12 protein-coding genes are annotated in these 15,617 nt (G+C 52.4%); 9 read left to right on the top strand and 3 right to left on the bottom strand.

Annotated features, from left to right (window positions below; genetic code table 11):
• Positions 1 to 42 precede the first annotated feature (42 nt).
• The 4 genes from F7P81_RS09485 to gltX all read left to right on the top strand — a co-directional run bounded on the left by F7P81_RS09485 (position 43) and on the right by gltX (position 5,030).
• Positions 43 to 1,422, top strand: coding sequence for a class II 3-deoxy-7-phosphoheptulonate synthase (locus F7P81_RS09485; protein ID WP_075655519.1), 1,380 nt, complete (start codon positions 43 to 45; stop codon positions 1,420 to 1,422).
• An 80-nt stretch (positions 1,423 to 1,502) separates the two neighbouring features.
• A complete protein-coding gene (locus F7P81_RS09480) occupies positions 1,503 to 1,868 on the top strand; it encodes a diacylglycerol kinase (RefSeq protein ID WP_028233502.1) in 366 nt (121 codons plus the stop codon).
• Between the two features lie 82 nt (positions 1,869 to 1,950).
• Entirely contained in the window at positions 1,951 to 3,633 is a 1,683-nt protein-coding gene (locus F7P81_RS09475) for an NAD+ synthase (protein ID WP_151159292.1), read from the top strand.
• A 23-nt stretch (positions 3,634 to 3,656) separates the two neighbouring features.
• Positions 3,657 to 5,030 carry a glutamate--tRNA ligase gene (gltX, locus tag F7P81_RS09470; RefSeq protein WP_151159291.1) on the top strand — a complete coding sequence of 458 codons (1,374 nt, stop codon included), beginning with the start codon at positions 3,657 to 3,659 and terminating at the stop codon, positions 5,028 to 5,030.
• On the opposite strand, the gene F7P81_RS09465 is transcribed toward gltX, so the two are convergent.
• From F7P81_RS09465 to dgcA, 3 genes are all read right to left on the bottom strand, one after another.
• Positions 4,993 to 5,766, bottom strand: a complete 774-nt coding sequence (locus F7P81_RS09465) for a hypothetical protein (protein ID WP_151159290.1) — start codon at positions 5,764 to 5,766, stop codon at positions 4,993 to 4,995. The two genes, gltX and F7P81_RS09465, sit on opposite strands and share 38 nt — an antisense overlap.
• A gap of 229 nt (positions 5,767 to 5,995) precedes the next feature.
• The gene (locus F7P81_RS09460) at positions 5,996 to 8,344 is read right to left on the bottom strand and encodes an NADP-dependent malic enzyme (RefSeq protein WP_083646965.1); all 2,349 of its coding nucleotides are present in this window, start codon (positions 8,342 to 8,344) and stop codon (positions 5,996 to 5,998) included.
• A 363-nt stretch (positions 8,345 to 8,707) separates the two neighbouring features.
• The gene (dgcA, locus tag F7P81_RS09455; protein WP_151159289.1) at positions 8,708 to 9,700 is read right to left on the bottom strand and encodes an N-acetyl-D-Glu racemase DgcA; all 993 of its coding nucleotides are present in this window, start codon (positions 9,698 to 9,700) and stop codon (positions 8,708 to 8,710) included.
• Between the two features lie 178 nt (positions 9,701 to 9,878).
• Between dgcA and F7P81_RS09450 the strand changes: the two genes are divergently transcribed.
• The 5 genes from F7P81_RS09450 to F7P81_RS09430 all read left to right on the top strand — a co-directional run bounded on the left by F7P81_RS09450 (position 9,879) and on the right by F7P81_RS09430 (position 15,617).
• Positions 9,879 to 11,066, top strand: coding sequence for an ABC transporter permease (locus F7P81_RS09450; RefSeq protein ID WP_075655507.1), 1,188 nt, complete (start codon positions 9,879 to 9,881; stop codon positions 11,064 to 11,066).
• 33 nt (positions 11,067 to 11,099) lie between these two features.
• Entirely contained in the window at positions 11,100 to 12,032 is a 933-nt protein-coding gene (locus F7P81_RS09445) for an ABC transporter ATP-binding protein (protein WP_116088104.1), read from the top strand.
• A complete protein-coding gene (locus tag F7P81_RS09440; protein WP_075655505.1) occupies positions 12,032 to 13,027 on the top strand; it encodes an MlaD family protein in 996 nt (331 codons plus the stop codon). The genes F7P81_RS09445 and F7P81_RS09440 overlap by 1 nt, the downstream gene beginning before the upstream one ends.
• Positions 13,027 to 13,620 (top strand): ABC-type transport auxiliary lipoprotein family protein, encoded by a 594-nt coding sequence (locus tag F7P81_RS09435; protein WP_151159288.1) that lies wholly within the window; start codon positions 13,027 to 13,029, stop codon positions 13,618 to 13,620. The genes F7P81_RS09440 and F7P81_RS09435 overlap by 1 nt, the downstream gene beginning before the upstream one ends.
• Before the next feature lie 224 nt (positions 13,621 to 13,844).
• Positions 13,845 to 15,617: an SLC13 family permease gene (locus F7P81_RS09430; protein WP_116088101.1), complete on the top strand. Its 1,773-nt coding sequence runs from the start codon at positions 13,845 to 13,847 to the stop codon at positions 15,615 to 15,617.

Below are 15,617 nucleotides of genomic sequence, written 5' to 3'. Positions count from 1 at the left end.
GGATAACTCTAAATAAAATCAGAATATATTACAGGTGCTATAATGACGAAGAACTGGACACCGCAATCCTGGAGAGGCATGCCGATTAAGCAAGTGCCTTCTTATCCGGACGCGCAGGCTTTGGCCGATGTCGAGGCTCGTCTGCGTACATATCCGCCTTTGGTTTTTGCAGGGGAAGCGCGCAAGCTTACCAGGCAACTGGCCGAAGTGGCTGAAGGTCGCGCCTTCCTTTTACAGGGTGGCGATTGTGCAGAAAGCTTTGCGGAACATGGCGCGGACAATATCCGCGACTTTTTCCGCGTGTTTTTGCAGATGGCTGTTGTGCTGACTTTCGGCGGATCACAGCCTGTTGTTAAAATTGGCCGTATTGCCGGTCAGTTTGCCAAGCCGCGCTCAAGCGACATGGAAACCGTGAATGGTGTGGAACTGCCTTCTTACCGTGGTGATGTCATCAACGGTATCGAGTTCAATGAAGCATCGCGCATTCCGGATCCGAACCGTCAGGAAATGGTTTACCGCCAGTCTGCGGCAACGCTCAACCTGTTGCGTGCTTTCGCACAGGGTGGCTATGCCAATCTGGAAAACGTGCATAAATGGACGCTCGGCTTTGTTTCGGACAGCCCGCAGAACGAGCGTTATGTTGCCGTTGCCAACCGCATTTCCGAGACCATCAATTTCATGCGCTCTATCGGCATTACCGCAGACAGCAATCATGCGCTGCGTGAAACCGATTTCTACACCAGCCACGAAGCTCTGCTGCTTGGCTATGAAGAAGCGCTGACCCGTGTGGATTCAACCTCGGGTGACTGGTATGGCACATCCGGCCACATGATGTGGATCGGCGACCGTACCCGTCAGCTGGATCATGCGCATATTGAATATTGCCGTGGTATCAAGAACCCGATCGGTATGAAATGCGGTCCGTCGCTGGAAGCTGATGATCTGCTGCGCCTCATTGACCGTTTGAATCCGGAAAATGAAGCCGGTCGTCTGACCCTGATTGCCCGTTTCGGCTATGACAAAGTGGAAGATCATCTGCCGCGTCTGATCCGTGCGGTTGAGAAGGAAGGCCGTAAGGTTGTCTGGTCCTGCGATCCGATGCATGGCAATACGATTACTGCTGCGGGTTATAAGACCCGTCCGTTTGACCGTATTCTGAAAGAAGTTCAGAGCTTCTTTGCAGTGCATCAGGCCGAAGGCACTCATGCCGGTGGTATTCATATCGAAATGACCGGTAAGAATGTGACCGAATGCACCGGTGGTGCACGCGCCATTTCTGCAGAAGACCTGTCCGACCGTTACCACACCCATTGCGACCCGCGCCTCAATGCGGATCAGGCTCTGGAGCTGGCATTCCTCGTGGCGGAACTTTTGAAGAAAGACCGTGATTCACAACCTCAGAAAATCGCGGCAAATGCCTGATTTTCAATAGATAAAACTATACGGGCGGGGCTTGGTTTCCCGCCCGTATTTTTATGATTTCCGGTTTATTGCGGGGCAATATGGAACGCATTTTTAAAGCATTTATCAATTCTATGCGGTCGCTGAACCATCTGGCGCGCCATGAAAAGCCGGTGCAGCAGGAACTGCTTCTGCTGCTTGTCTCTCTGCCTGTGGCATGGTTTGTGGCTGCGGATATGGCAGCCTATCTGTTGCTGGTCGGCGCGGTATTATTTCTGTTGCTGGTGGAAGTCATCAATACGTCCGTTGAAGCTACCTGCAACGCTATCAGCCGTGATTTCAAGAAAGATATTCAGATTGCCAAAGATGCAGGCTCACTTGCGGTGCTGATCGCGTCGATCATGTGTGCAACCATCTGGATTTATCATCTCTGGCCGCTTGTGCGACCGCTGATTTTTTCTGCTTAAATAATGATATGGGTGCCTGTATTCACTGATCTGCCCCCGTTTCTCATTGCAAGAAAAAGGCAGTCGCGGTAATGCTTGTGCTATGAGCACACAGACCACATCTCCCGATAAATTACGTATCGCAATCGCCCAGCTGAATCCGGTTATGGGCGATCTTCAGGGCAATCTTGTCAAGGCGCGCGCAGCCCGCAAAACTGCGGCTGATGCCAAGGCTGACCTGATCCTGTTTACTGAATTGTTCATCTGCGGCTATCCGCCGGAAGATCTGGTTTCCAAGCCTGCTTTTGTAAAAGCCTGTGAAAAAACAGTGCAGGCCTTTGCGCTGGAAACCGCTGACGGCGGACCGGGAGTGATTATCGGCACGCCTTTGCAGCGCGTTACCGGTCTGCATAATGCGGTGATGGTGCTGGATGGTGGTAAGGTCATTGCCGAGCGTTTCAAAGTTGACCTGCCGAATTACGGTGAGTTTGACGAGCAGCGCAATTTTCAGGCTGGCGCTATGCCGGGGCCGGTGAATTTCCGTGGTGTGCGTTTAGGTATTCCGGTTTGCGAAGATATCTGGGGTGAGCTCGGCGTGTGTGAAACGCTGGCAGAGAGCGGCGCGGAAATTCTGCTGGTGCCGAATGGCTCGCCATATCACCGCTCCAAAATGGAAGTGCGCCATCAGATAGCTGTACGTCAGGTTGTCGAAACCGGTCTGCCGCTGATCTATGCCAACCAAACCGGCGGGCAGGATGAGTTGCTGTTCGATGGCGGTTCATTTGTTATCAATGCTAATCATCATCTGGCGGTGCAACTGCCGCAGTTTGAAGAACTGGTCTCCATGAGTGACTGGACACGCGGTGCGGATGGCTGGTCTTGTGCAGACGGCGACCGCAACTGGGTGCCGGAAGGTGAAGAGGCGGACTATCTTGCCTGTATGCATGGCCTGCGTGATTATGTGAACAAAAACGGTTTTAAAAGCGTCGTGCTTGGCCTGTCCGGCGGTCTGGACTCAGCAATCTGTGCGGCGCTGGCTGTTGATGCTCTGGGTAAAGACCGCGTGCATACAGTGATGCTGCCTTATCGCTATACCTCTGAAATGTCGCTTAAAGACGCTAAAGACTGCGCTGAAGCACTTGGATGCCGTTATGACATCGTGCCGATTGCAGAACCTGTTGAGGGCTTTCTCAATGTGCTGCAACCACTGTTCGCCGGTACTGAGAGCGGCGTCACGGAAGAAAATCTGCAGAGCCGCGCCCGTGGCGTTATTCTTATGGCGATTTCCAACAAATTCGGCTCGATGGTTGTGACCACCGGCAATAAATCGGAAATGGCTGTCGGCTATGCCACGCTCTATGGCGATATGAATGGTGGTTTTAATCCGATCAAAGACCTCTACAAGATGCAGGTCTATGCGCTGGCCGACTGGCGCAATCATCATCTGCCGGAAGGTGCTATGGGACCTGAAGGCGTGGTCGTGCCGCAAAATATCATCGACAAGGCGCCGAGTGCGGAACTGCGCGATAATCAGACCGATCAGGACTCCCTGCCGCCATATCCGGTTCTGGATGCGGTCTTGGAGGCGCTGGTTGAACATGAGCGCAGTGTGGATGAGATTGTCGCTGAGGGCTATGATCGCGCTGTGGTCGAGCGTGTGGAGCACCTGCTTTACATCGCTGAATATAAGCGCAGACAATCGGCGCCGGGTGTGAAGATTACCACCAAGAATTTTGGCCGCGACCGTCGTTATCCGATAACCAACCGCTTCCGCGACCGGCATTAATACAAAAAACAAAGAAGAAAATTATGACTGTAATCGTTCGTTTTGCACCGTCGCCGACCGGCTATATCCATATCGGCAATGCCCGTCCGGCGCTTTATAACTGGCTGTTTGCGCTGAAGAATAAGGGGCAATTCATCCTGCGTTACGACGATACGGATGTGGAGCGCTCTCGATCAGAATATGCAGAAGCGATTGCCCGTGATATTGATTGGCTGGGCATCAAACCATCCCGCGTCGAATATCAGTCCAAGCGTTTTGCCGTTTATGATGCTGCCGTTGAAAAGCTTAAAGCTGCCGGTCTGCTCTATGCCTGTTATGAAACAGCAGAAGAGCTGGAACTGCGCCGTAAATTGCGCCTGACCCGCCGTCTGCCACCGGTCTATGGCCGCGATGCGCTTAAGCTGACGGATGAGCAGAAAGCCGCTTTTGAAGCTGAAGGCCGTAAGCCGCATTGGCGTTTTCTGCTGCCGAATTTCAAAACAACACCATTTGAAACCGAACGCACAGAAGTGCATTGGGATGATCTGGTGCGCGGCCCACAGACTGTTGATCTGGCTTCCATGTCTGATCCGGTACTGGTGCGTGAAGACGGCACCTATCTCTATACGCTGCCATCGGTGGTGGATGATATTGATATGGGCATTACCCATATTATCCGTGGCGATGACCACGTGACCAATACCGGTGCGCAGATTGCAATTTTCCGCGCACTGAGCGATGTGGTGCCGGTCTTCGGTCATCATAATCTGCTGACTACAACAAGCGGTGAAGGCCTGTCCAAGCGCTCCGGTGCTTTGTCGGTTGGTAGTTTGCGCGAAGCCGGTGTGGAGCCTATGGCGGTTGCTTCTCTGGCGGTGCTGACCGGTACATCGGATAATGTTGAGCCGATTGCAACTATGGAAGAACTGGCGGCACGCTATGAACCGTCCCATGCATCAAAATCCAATGCCAAATTCGATCCGGCTGATCTGACCGGTCTCAACCGCGCTTTGATCCATCATCTGGAATTTGCCGATGTTGAACCGCGTCTGGCAGCCTTGGATATTTCCGGCGACAAAGCTGAAGCCTTCTGGGCAACTGTACGTGGTAATATCGACCATGTGCAGGATGCTGCGCAGTGGTGGGAAGTGGTCAATCGCACCGAGCCTTTCAGTGATGCAGTGGCCAATGAAGACAAGGATTTCATCGCGCAGGCTTTCGATCTGCTGCCGGAATCACCATGGGGCAGTGATGTCTGGAAAGTCTGGACAGAGGCTGTGAAAGCCGCTACCGGCCGCAAAGGCAAAACATTGTTCATGCCTTTGCGTTTGGCACTGACCGGTGTTGCTTCCGGCCCTGAGCTGGCTGATCTCTTGCCGCTTATTGGGCGGGAAAATACGCTGGCCCGACGCGCCTGATCGCCGGATCAGGCACATAATCAACGGCTTCCTGAATAAGCGGCGGGGATTTCTCCGCCGCTTTTGTATGTTTCATCGCGGGTGCTGCCGGAATGGAGAAGGGTGATTTGCCGACACTGGCGGTTGCCTTGACCGGTATCAGATCCGTGGTGCTGGTTATGTTTTCCGCAGGTACGAAGACGGCTGGCTGCTGCAATGCGGCCTGCCTGACAGTTTTCGGCTTTTTATAAGTCTGTTTAATGCGCTTGCGTGTTGTGGTGACAGCGCGGTTTTCTTTCATCAGCCGTTCAAGCTCTTGCGGGCTGCGGCAATTATAGCGACGCATATCTGTATAGATTGCCTGCCGCAGATGTCTCTGCTGTGGTGTTGCCGCTGCACGGGAAATCTGCTGTAAGGCGCTTTCGATACGATGTTGGGAAGCGCGTATATAGCGGCATTCTTCTGAAGCGGAACCATTGCTGAATGGTCCCGGATTGCAGGAATAGCGTCTGGCATCACTATTGGCCTGCCGCTGCATCTGGCTCAGCTGTTGGTAGCGTTTGGCCTGCCGCGCATTCAGGCTGGTATGATAATCAAGATTGCGCAAATCCTGCTCATAGACACGGCATATACGACCATCAGACAGGTTCTGTGAAATTGCAGGACTGCTTGCAAATATAAGTGTGGCTGCAACCAACACGGCTTTAAATGATGAAAATTGGAAAGCTGCTATTTTGAAATGGATTGATGAAGACATGAAATACTCCGCTTAAATAATCTGAACTGCTAATGAGAAGAGTATGAATATTGATGGTAAATGACGTGTAAATTATTGATTATTCAATAATAATTGTAATTTTTAGCACTTTATTGATGCATCAGATTGAGATTTTTACATCAACAAAAAACGCCGCATCATTTTTTGAAACGATGCGGCGTTTAATTATTTTAGATTAGAGCATTTCTATTCGGGATACGCTCTGAAATCAGGCTGTTGTGCGCTGTGAAGCCTCAACAACGGCCAGTGCTGTCATATTCACAATGCCGCGCGATGTAACCGACGGTGTGAGAATATGCGCAGGACGGGCTGCACCAAGCAGGATCGGGCCGACATGCAGGGCATCGGTCACGGTCTTCAGCACATTCATGGTGATATTCGCGGCATCCAGATTAGGGAAGACCAGCAGATTGGCTTCGCCTTTCAGACGGGAATTCGGGAAGACGCGGTCACGCTGGAACTGCGACAGAGCCGCGTCACCATGCATTTCACCATCCACTTCCAGCTCCGGTGCGCGTTCTTGCAGAATTGCGCAGGCCTGACGCATTTTGGCTGCACTTTTTGAATCGCGCGAACCAAAGTTGGAATGCGACAGCAGGGCTGCCTTCGGCTCAATACCGAAACGACGGATTTCCTTGGCCGCCAGAATGGTCATTTCCGCGATTTCTTCAGCGCTCGGATCAATGGTCACATAGGTATCTGTAAAGAACAGGGTACCGCGTGAGGAGATCAGCAGGCTGAGTGTGGAAAGATCATGCAGGCCGGTCTGAACACCGAGAATCTGTTTGACCAGCGTCAGGTGACGTTCAAAACGGCCTTCGAGACCGCAGATCATCGCATCGGCTTCATTGCGCATCATGGCCAGAGCAGCAATCACAGTCGGATTGGTGCGCACGATGGAACGGGCGGCTTCCGGTGTCATACCCTGACGGCCGGTCAGCTTATGCATCAGATCAACATAGTCACGGTAACGCGGATCATCTTCCGGATTGATGATTTCAAAATCAACGCCCGGTTTGATTTTCAGCGCATAGCGCTGCAGACGGGTTTCGATCACATTCGGACGGCCGATAAGGATCGGCTGCGCAATGCCTTCTTCCAGCACCACCTGAGCGGCACGCAATACGCGTTCTTCTTCACCATTGGCATAGATAACGCGTTTCTTGTCTGCGGAGCGGCGTGCCGCAGCAAAGACCGGCTTCATAATCAGGCCGGAGCGGAACACGAAGCGGTTGAGACGGTCGATATAGGCTTCCATATCGGTGATCGGGCGGGTTGCCACACCGGTTTCCATAGCAGCTTCTGCCACTGCCGGAGCAATACGCAGGATCAGACGCGGATCAAACGGCGACGGAATCAGATAATTGGCACCAAAAACCGGTGTGTCACCGGAATAGGCACGGGCTGCCACATCGGATACTTCTTCGCGGGCGAGAGCAGCAATCGCTTTCACCGCAGCCATTTTCATTTCTTCATTGATGGCTGTTGCACCGACATCCAGCGCACCGCGGAAAATATACGGGAAGCAGAGAACATTGTTCACCTGGTTCGGATAGTCCGAACGGCCTGTGCAGATGATTGCATCTTCACGCACAGCACGGGCTTCTTCCGGCATGATTTCCGGCTTCGGATTGGCCAGAGCCATAATCAGCGGGGTAGGCGCCATTTTGGCAACCATTTCCGGCTTCAATACACCTGCAGCAGACACGCCGAGGAATACATCCGCATCCGCAATAATGTCATTCAGTGTGCGTGCATCAGTATCCTGAGCATAGACCTCTTTCCAGCGGTCCATCAGCTCGTTACGGCCTTTATAGACAACGCCTTCCAGATCGCTGACCCAGATATTCTTGTGCTGTGCACCAAGGCTGACCAGCAGGTTAAGGCATGCAAGTGCTGCCGCACCGGCGCCGGAAACCGCAATTTTGGCTTTGGTGATATCTTTGCCGGCCAGTTCCAGACCATTCATAACGGCTGCGGCTACGATAATCGCTGTGCCGTGCTGGTCGTCGTGGAAAACCGGAATATTCATTTTAGCGCGGAGCTGTTCTTCAACCTCGAAACATTCCGGCGCTTTGATATCTTCCAGATTGATGCCGCCGAAGGTTGGTTCCAGCGCGGAGATCACATCAACCATACGCTCGACTTTGAGCGAGTCGATTTCAATGTCGAAAACATCAATATCGGCAAATTTTTTGAACAATACGGCTTTACCTTCCATCACCGGCTTGGAAGCCAGCGGGCCGATATTGCCGAGACCGAGAACGGCTGTACCGTTGGAAATAACCGCAACCAGATTGGCGCGGGCAGTATAATCGGCAGCCAGTGCCGGATCATCCTGAATAGCAAGACAAGGAGCTGCAACACCCGGGGAATAGGCCAGTGCCAGATCGCGCTGATTGCCGAGTGTTTTTGTTGGCTGGATTTCCAGCTTACCCGGCTTTGGCGAGCGGTGGTAAAACAGTGCCGCTTCTTCAAAATCCGAGAATTTTCTGTCTGTGCCGGATACCTGTGCGGTGCCGGTGTTATTCGTGTCGTTGGATGATTTTTTTGTCATATAATTCTTGTCCAGTCAGACGATTGGGGTAGTCATCCCCGTGACAGCTAAGCAGTTAAGCAAAAGCGGGTTCCGCTTGTGCGGGGAAATCAGTCCGCCGGACTTATTTCTTTTCCGCAATGATCTGCCCAAACTACATTAACCAAAAACACTCTGGCGCATTTGTCTCAAAGGGAGGCGCTTCGGACAAGCGTGCCATTTTGTAGGAATAAGGTCGTATATGGGATATTCGGGCAAGTTACAAATCACAGACTGCTCATTCGGCACTGTAAAAATCAAAAAATACGCTTTTGCGGCCTGTAGCCGAAAGGGGAGCGCGATTATGTCTCAGTCAGAGTGAAATCGCGCTTAACCGAAATCCGGTTAACCCCACAATTCAGGCAGAGGCGGGGAGACAGTTGTCCCGTCATAATGCAATGCCGGTTCACGGTCACGCGCCAGCAGGAGCGGGCCGTCGAGGTCGACGAAATCCGAATCCTGCGCCACCATCAGGGCAGGTGCCATCGCGAGAGACGAACCAACCATGCAGCCGACCATCACTTGCAGGCCAAGAGAACGGGCTTTGTCACGCATGACCAGTGCTTCAGTCAGGCCGCCGGTTTTATCCAGCTTGATATTCACCGCATCATAGCGGTCTTTCAGCTTTTCCAGACCTTCAGATGTATGGGCGCTTTCATCAGCGCAGACCGGCACAGGGCGGCTGGCCTGTAACAGATAGCTGTCATCGGATGAAGGCAGCGGCTGTTCGATCAGTGCAATCCCGCATTCTGCGGCCACATTGATATTTCCGGCAAAATTATCCGCATTCCAGCCTTCATTGGCATCCAGAATGATTTGTGCTTTTGGTGCGGCTTCCCGCACGGCACGAATACGCGCAGCATCATTCTCACCGCCGATTTTCACTTTAATCAGCGGATGATGTGCGAGTTTTGCAGTGGCTGCGGCCATAGCTTCCGGCGTATCAATGGAGACGGTGATCGCAGTAATCAGCGGACGCGGTGCAATATTGAGCAAAGCAGCAACTGTCGTGCCGGATTGTTTTGCCTGCAAATCCCACAAAGCGCAGTCTACGGCATTGCGTGCGGCACCGGCAGGCATAAAGGATTGCAATTTCAGACGCAGGCTTTCTGCCGAGCCGCCTTGTTTCAGTAAAGGCTCAATCGCATGAATTTGTTCGCTGACTGATTCGATGCTTTCGCCGTAACGGGCATAAGGCACACATTCGCCGTGACCGCTGTGAATACCGTCACTCAATTCACACACTACGACCACTGCTTCGGTTTTGGAGCCGCGCGAGATTGTAAATTTCCCTGCAATCGGGTAGCGCTCAATAAGCAGGTTTAGATTATATTGCATTGGTACTGTCCGTAATTATAGAAATTTACGCCTGGTATAGTGCAGATAAATCATATTGGTGCAGGCGTTCGGGATTATCAGAAAGCTGATAGACTTGGATATTTGCAGAAGGGATGGAAGTAATCCGGTGCATATCTGATCCGGTTATTTCCAAACAGACTCAGGTTTTGGAAGACGCATGTTGACCGATAAAACGGGTAAAACAAGTAGCAGCCCTGCATCCGCACCCGAAATTAATGTGGTGGCGGATGATGGCGCGACTATTATCTCTTTATCCGGCCGCTGGACGTCGCTGACTGTCGCCCGCGTTGATAATCAGATGCGCAAGCTGGAAAGCGGTCTTGCAGATAAAATGCAGGCACCGGTTGTGAAAGTGGATATGGGTGACATATCCGGTCTCGATACGGCCGGAGCATGGCTGATTGAGCGTCTGCGCGTTGCGCTGAGCAAACAGCAGATCAGTGTGCATATTGATAATATCCGCCCGAGCTGGACACCGTTGCTGGAAGAGGTCGGCGCTGCGGTTGAGCGCTATCAGCTGCCTGAAAAACACCGCCGTCCGTTTTTTGCAATTGCTCTGCTCGATAAGCTCGGCCGCTTCATGTATGCGGCACGCGATGATTTTTTGATGTCGATGCATATTCTTGGCGCGACGATCCGCGGTTCGCAGATGAAGTCCGGTCGCGGCAACGGCATCAGCTATGCAGCTATCGTCAATCAGATTGACCGAATGGGCGTCGGCGCGATTCCTGTTGTCTTGCTGATGTCGACGATTATCGGTGCGATTATCGCCCAGCAGGGCGCCTTTCAGTTGCGCTATTTCGGTGCAGAAATTTTCGTGGTCGATCTGGTCGGTATTCTCGTACTGCGTGAAATCGGGGTGTTGCTCACTGCGATTATGATTGCAGGGCGATCCGGCAGCGCGATCACCGCGGAAATCGGCTCGATGAAAATGCGCGAGGAAACCGATGCGCTGACGGTTATTGGTCTCAATCCCGTTGGTGTGCTGGTGTTTCCGCGACTGGTGGCGCTGGTGATTGTTCTGCCAATGCTGACAATCATTGCCGATCTGGCCGCTTTGGCCGGTGCCGGTTTTGTTGCATGGGCCTATTCGGGCATTCCGCCGGAAGCTTTTATGAGCCGGTTGCGTGACGCGATTGTGACTTCAACCTATCTTGCGGGTCTGATTAAAGCGCCGTTCATGGCGATGATTATCGGTATCATGGCCTCGGTTGAGGGTATGAAGGTAAAAGGCAGCGCAGAATCACTGGGTCGTCGCGTTACCTCATCGGTGGTGAAATCGATTTTTGTGGTGATTGTCGTGGACGGCTTGTTTGCGATTTTCTACGCAGCCATCGAGTTCTAAAAATAAAGCATTACGATAAACATACGGATGAATATGACAAGCAAAGACAACCGGCAGCCATCACAGGGCACAGATGCAGGAGCGGCGCAGGAAGCCGTGATCTCCGTGCGTGATGTTACGGTTGCTTTTGGCCGTAATGTGATTTTGGACAAGCTGGATCTGGATATTCGCCGCGGCGAGGTTCTTGGTTTTATCGGTCCGTCTGGCTCGGGCAAGTCGGTGCTGATGCGCACTATTTTGGGGCTGAACCAGAAGAAATCCGGCCTGATCGATATTTTCGGACAGGATGTTGATAAGGTCAATGAACGTCAGAAAATGGCGATTGATATGCGTATGGGCGTGCTTTTTCAGCAAGGTGCGCTGTTTTCCTCACTGACGGTACTGGAAAATATTCAGGTGCCGATGCGCGAATATCTCGACCTGTCGCCGAAGCTGATGAACGAGCTGGCACGGCTCAAGATTGATCTGGTGGGGCTGAAGCCGGATACGGCGGAGAAATATCCGTCTGAGCTTTCCGGCGGGATGATTAAGCGCGCTGCACTGGCACGCGCATTGGCGCTGGATCCCGAAGTGGTGTTTCTCGACGAGCCGACATCAGGGCTTGATCCGATCGGTGCGGCAGATTTCGATGATCTGATTGCCAATTTGCGCGATACGATGGGGCTGACCGTCTATATGGTAACCCATGATCTTGATAGTCTTTTTGCAATTTGCGACCGAATTGCTGTATTAGGGCAAAAGAAAGTGCTGGTAGACGGCACAGTTGAAGAATTGCTGAAATTTGACGATCCTTGGGTACAGACCTATTTCAACGGTAAGAGAGCACGGCAGATTGATATGAATGCAGCAAACCGCCGGCGCAAAAGCTCAGCAATACCGGTTGAGAAAAAAGGAACGGATTTGAGCGGGACTGAAAACCAGAATACAAATCTTGATGCGGGACCAGATACGGAATTGAATCAGTAATGGAAACAAAAGCCAATTATGTTCTGGTCGGTATTTTCACACTTGCTGTGACACTTGCCGCATTTGGTTTCGTTTATTGGGCTGCGCGTTTCGGTGACGGCAATGATACGCTGCCGCTGGAAATTCGTATTCCCGGTTCTGTGACCGGTCTGTCCAAGGGCAGTCAGGTGCTGTTTAACGGGATTAAAGTTGGCGATGTGCGCCAGATGTTCCTCGATCCGCTCAATCCGAATATGGTGATTGTGCAGTCTGAAGTGAACCGCACCACGCCGATTACCCGTTCCACCAAGGCCGAGCTTTCTTCTCAGGGTTTGACAGGTATCGCTTTTGTTGAGCTTAAGGGCGGCAGCCTGATGGAGCCTAATCTGATGGAAGAGGCGGAGAAGGGCGGCTATGTGGCGCGTATCAATGCTGATCCGTCAATCTTTACCGATCTTATGGCGACCGCGAAGGATATTTTCGGCCGTACCGAGCGTGTGCTTGGCGGGCTGGAGGGCTTTGTTAATGATGCCCGTGGTCCGCTGACAGATACAGTCAATAATGCCAAGACCTTTACTGATGCGCTGGCCAAAAATGCCGATGTTATCAGTGCGATCGGCGATAATGCTGCGGATGTTCAGAAGACGATTCAGGAAGCGCGTGAAATGATGCAGCGCCTGAATGAGGCATCCAAGCGCGTGGACGGCATCATGGCCAAAGTGGACAAGCTGTTGTCGCCGGAAGACCGTGAAGGTGTTGTGGCACAGGCGAAGGCGACACTCGCCTCCATTCAGAAAACTTCGGACAATCTGGATAAGCGTCTGGCTCCGGTTGCGGATAATCTGGCGCGCTTTTCGGGCAAGGGCTTAAGCGATGTACAGTCGGTTGTCGTGGATAGCCGCCGTTCGCTGCAGCGTATTGAACAGGCGATTACCGATCTTGAGCGGGATCCTCAGCGTATTATTTTTGGTGGTTCAGGCACTGTGCCGCAATATGACGGAAGGAAACGTCACTGATGCTGAAGCATATTCTGAACTATAAACTGACAGTTCTCGGTGCCGCAGTTCTGCTGGCCGGTTGTACGACAACACCGCTCGATACATTCAGCCTCAGCTCATCGCCGCAGGTGCAGGTTTCGCAGAAGCGTAAGAATGTGCAGATATTGGTGCCGACACCGGCAGCACTCAAAGCTTTGGACAGTGAGAATATTGTTATTCACGATGCGCCGGGCTCTATCACCTATCTTAAAGGAGCACAGTGGGGCGACCGTCTGACCAATCTGGTGCAGGCGCGTCTGGTGCAGGCATTTGAAAACAGCAATGCTGTCGGTGGTGTCGGACGTCCGGGTGACGGTCTCGCGATCAATTATCAGGTGCAGGCGGAGTTGCGTGATTTCGGTATCAATGCATCGTCCTCACCGCAGACAGCCAAGATAGAACTGGCTGTTCGTGTGCTGAATGACAAGACAGGTGAAGTGCGTGCCACACGGGTCTTCACATCATCCGCACCGGTCAGCGGCGCTGGTAACAAAGCCTATATCCGCGCATTGGATGCAGGTTTCAGTGATGTGACCGGACAGATCGTTGCATGGGTGGTTTCTGTTATCTGATAAAAATCAGATAAATCTTCATGCGGCAGATAAGTATTTCTGTCTTGTGTTCTGAAAACATTGAGATATTTAATTTTTTAAAAGGCGGCATTTATGTCGCCTTTTTTCTCTCCCCAAATCAATAAAAGAAAAATATTCTGTCTGCTGTATAAAAGCTGAAATATGCAGATGCGATTCCCTTTACTCATGACAGAGTGAGGGAAAAGACAGGGAGAGCAGGCCGTATGACCTTGCATCAGATATTGGCACTCATGGTTATCGCTTTGATGATGGCTGTCTTTATCTGGGATCGGTTTCGCTATGATGTGGTAGCTCTGTGCTTTCTGCTGATCTCTGTCAGTCTCGGTCTGGTTCCCTATGACAAAGCTTTCACCGGTTTTGCGGATGATATTGTTATCATTGTCGGCAGTGCGCTGATTGTCAGTGCCGGTGTGGCTCGCTCCGGCCTGATGGAGGCGGCGGTGCAGCGTTTTGTACCGCATCTCAATGCTGTGCGGCTGCAAATGCTGTTACTTGTCGGGGTGGTGACAGTTCTCTCGGCTTTCGTGAAAAATGTCGGCGCTCTGGCCATTATGATTCCGGTTGCACTGCAATTTGCGCGCCGCTCCAATGTCTCCCCGTCAGTTTTCCTGATGCCGATGGCCTTTGGCGCGCTGCTTGGTGGGTTGATGACACAGGTCGGCACATCGCCCAATATTGTGGTGTCCCGTGTGCGTGCTGAAATGGTGGGCGAGAGTTTCACCATGTTTGATTTCACACCGGTCGGTGCAACGCTGGCTGTCGTGGGGATTATCTATCTGGCTCTGTTCTATTGGCTGGTTCCGCAGCGTAAGCGCGAAAATGTCAGTGTGGATGAGGCTATTGAAATCCGCAATTATGTCTCAGAAGCACGGGTGCCGAAAGGTGCGACGGTTATCGGTAAAAAGATCACTGATCTGGTGAAACCGGCCGAAGGCAATGCGATGGTGACATCCATTTTGCGCGATACAAAACGCGTTGCACCACTGCCGGATACGGTGATTGCTGAAGGCGATGTTATTCTGCTGGAAGGTGATCCGAAAGCGCTGGATGCGATTGTCAGCAATGGCAAGCTCAAACTGACGGAAGACCGCATACCTTCCGAGAATTCCGGTTCTGCCGAGATTGAGGCCATTGAAGCGGTGATCGGCAAGGATTCCGCACTGATCGGCACATCGGCACGCGGACTTAATCTCTATGAGAATTATGATGTTAATCTGCTGGCGGTGAGCCGTCAGGGTGAGCGTATCAGCGAGCGTCTGCGCGAGGTTATTCTGCATCAGGGCGATGTGGTGGTGTTGCAGGGACGGCAGGGGATTTTGCCGCCATTGCTGCGCGAACTGGGTTGCCTGCCGCTGGCGCGGCGCACAATCCTGCTCGGCAGTGTCCGGCGCGGGCTGATCCCGCTGTCGATCCTGCTGGTTGCTATCGGAATAACTGCCTTGGGCGTTGTGCCTGTCTCAATTGCCTTCTTTGCGGCGGCAGTGGCGATGGTTGTCTTTCGGGTTATTCCGGTCAGTGAGGTTTATTCATCCGTTGACGGGCCGATTCTCGTGATGCTGGCTGCACTTATTCCCGTGAGTGATGCTTTGCGCACAACCGGTGCAACGGATGTGATTGCGCAATGGCTAACGATCTTCGCACATCAAATGCCGCCTGCCGGTGCGCTGGCTCTGATTTTGATTACAGCAATGGCGGTCACACCGTTTCTCAATAATGCGGCGACAGTGCTGGTAATGGCGCCGATTGCCACCAGTTTTGCTTCAGGCCTCGGTTTTAAACCCGAAGCATTTCTGATGGCTGTGGCGATTGGTGCCGGTTGTGACTTTCTTTCGCCGATCGGCCACCAGTGCAATACTCTGGTGATGGGGCCGGGCGGATATCGTTTCAGCGATTATCCGCGCCTTGGCCTGCCTTTGTCTTTCATCATTATTTGCGTGGCCGTACCGGTGCTGATGTTCTGGTGGCCGTTGCAGTAA

This window comes from Pseudochrobactrum saccharolyticum (assembly GCF_008801715.1).
Taxonomy (GTDB): Bacteria; Pseudomonadota; Alphaproteobacteria; order Rhizobiales; family Rhizobiaceae; genus Pseudochrobactrum; species Pseudochrobactrum saccharolyticum.
The sequence above is the reverse complement of the archived record's forward strand: the minus strand, read 5'-3'. Positions and strand labels throughout refer to the sequence as shown.

What these genes read in the sequence shown, in the direction of transcription:
- F7P81_RS09460 (WP_083646965.1), bottom strand. Translation starts at nt 8,344, where the DNA reads ATGACAAAAAAATCATCCAACGACACGAATAACACCGGCACCGCACAG.
- F7P81_RS09430 (WP_116088101.1), top strand. Translation starts at nt 13,845, where the DNA reads ATGACCTTGCATCAGATATTGGCACTCATGGTTATCGCTTTGATGATG.
- F7P81_RS09480 (WP_028233502.1), top strand. Translation starts at nt 1,503, where the DNA reads ATGGAACGCATTTTTAAAGCATTTATCAATTCTATGCGGTCGCTGAAC.
- F7P81_RS09450 (WP_075655507.1), top strand. Translation starts at nt 9,879, where the DNA reads ATGTTGACCGATAAAACGGGTAAAACAAGTAGCAGCCCTGCATCCGCA.
- F7P81_RS09440 (WP_075655505.1), top strand. Translation starts at nt 12,032, where the DNA reads ATGGAAACAAAAGCCAATTATGTTCTGGTCGGTATTTTCACACTTGCT.
- F7P81_RS09465 (WP_151159290.1), bottom strand. Translation starts at nt 5,766, where the DNA reads ATGTCTTCATCAATCCATTTCAAAATAGCAGCTTTCCAATTTTCATCA.
- F7P81_RS09435 (WP_151159288.1), top strand. Translation starts at nt 13,027, where the DNA reads ATGCTGAAGCATATTCTGAACTATAAACTGACAGTTCTCGGTGCCGCA.
- gltX (WP_151159291.1), top strand. Translation starts at nt 3,657, where the DNA reads ATGACTGTAATCGTTCGTTTTGCACCGTCGCCGACCGGCTATATCCAT.
- dgcA (WP_151159289.1), bottom strand. Translation starts at nt 9,700, where the DNA reads ATGCAATATAATCTAAACCTGCTTATTGAGCGCTACCCGATTGCAGGG.
- F7P81_RS09475 (WP_151159292.1), top strand. Translation starts at nt 1,951, where the DNA reads ATGAGCACACAGACCACATCTCCCGATAAATTACGTATCGCAATCGCC.
- F7P81_RS09485 (WP_075655519.1), top strand. Translation starts at nt 43, where the DNA reads ATGACGAAGAACTGGACACCGCAATCCTGGAGAGGCATGCCGATTAAG.
- F7P81_RS09445 (WP_116088104.1), top strand. Translation starts at nt 11,100, where the DNA reads ATGACAAGCAAAGACAACCGGCAGCCATCACAGGGCACAGATGCAGGA.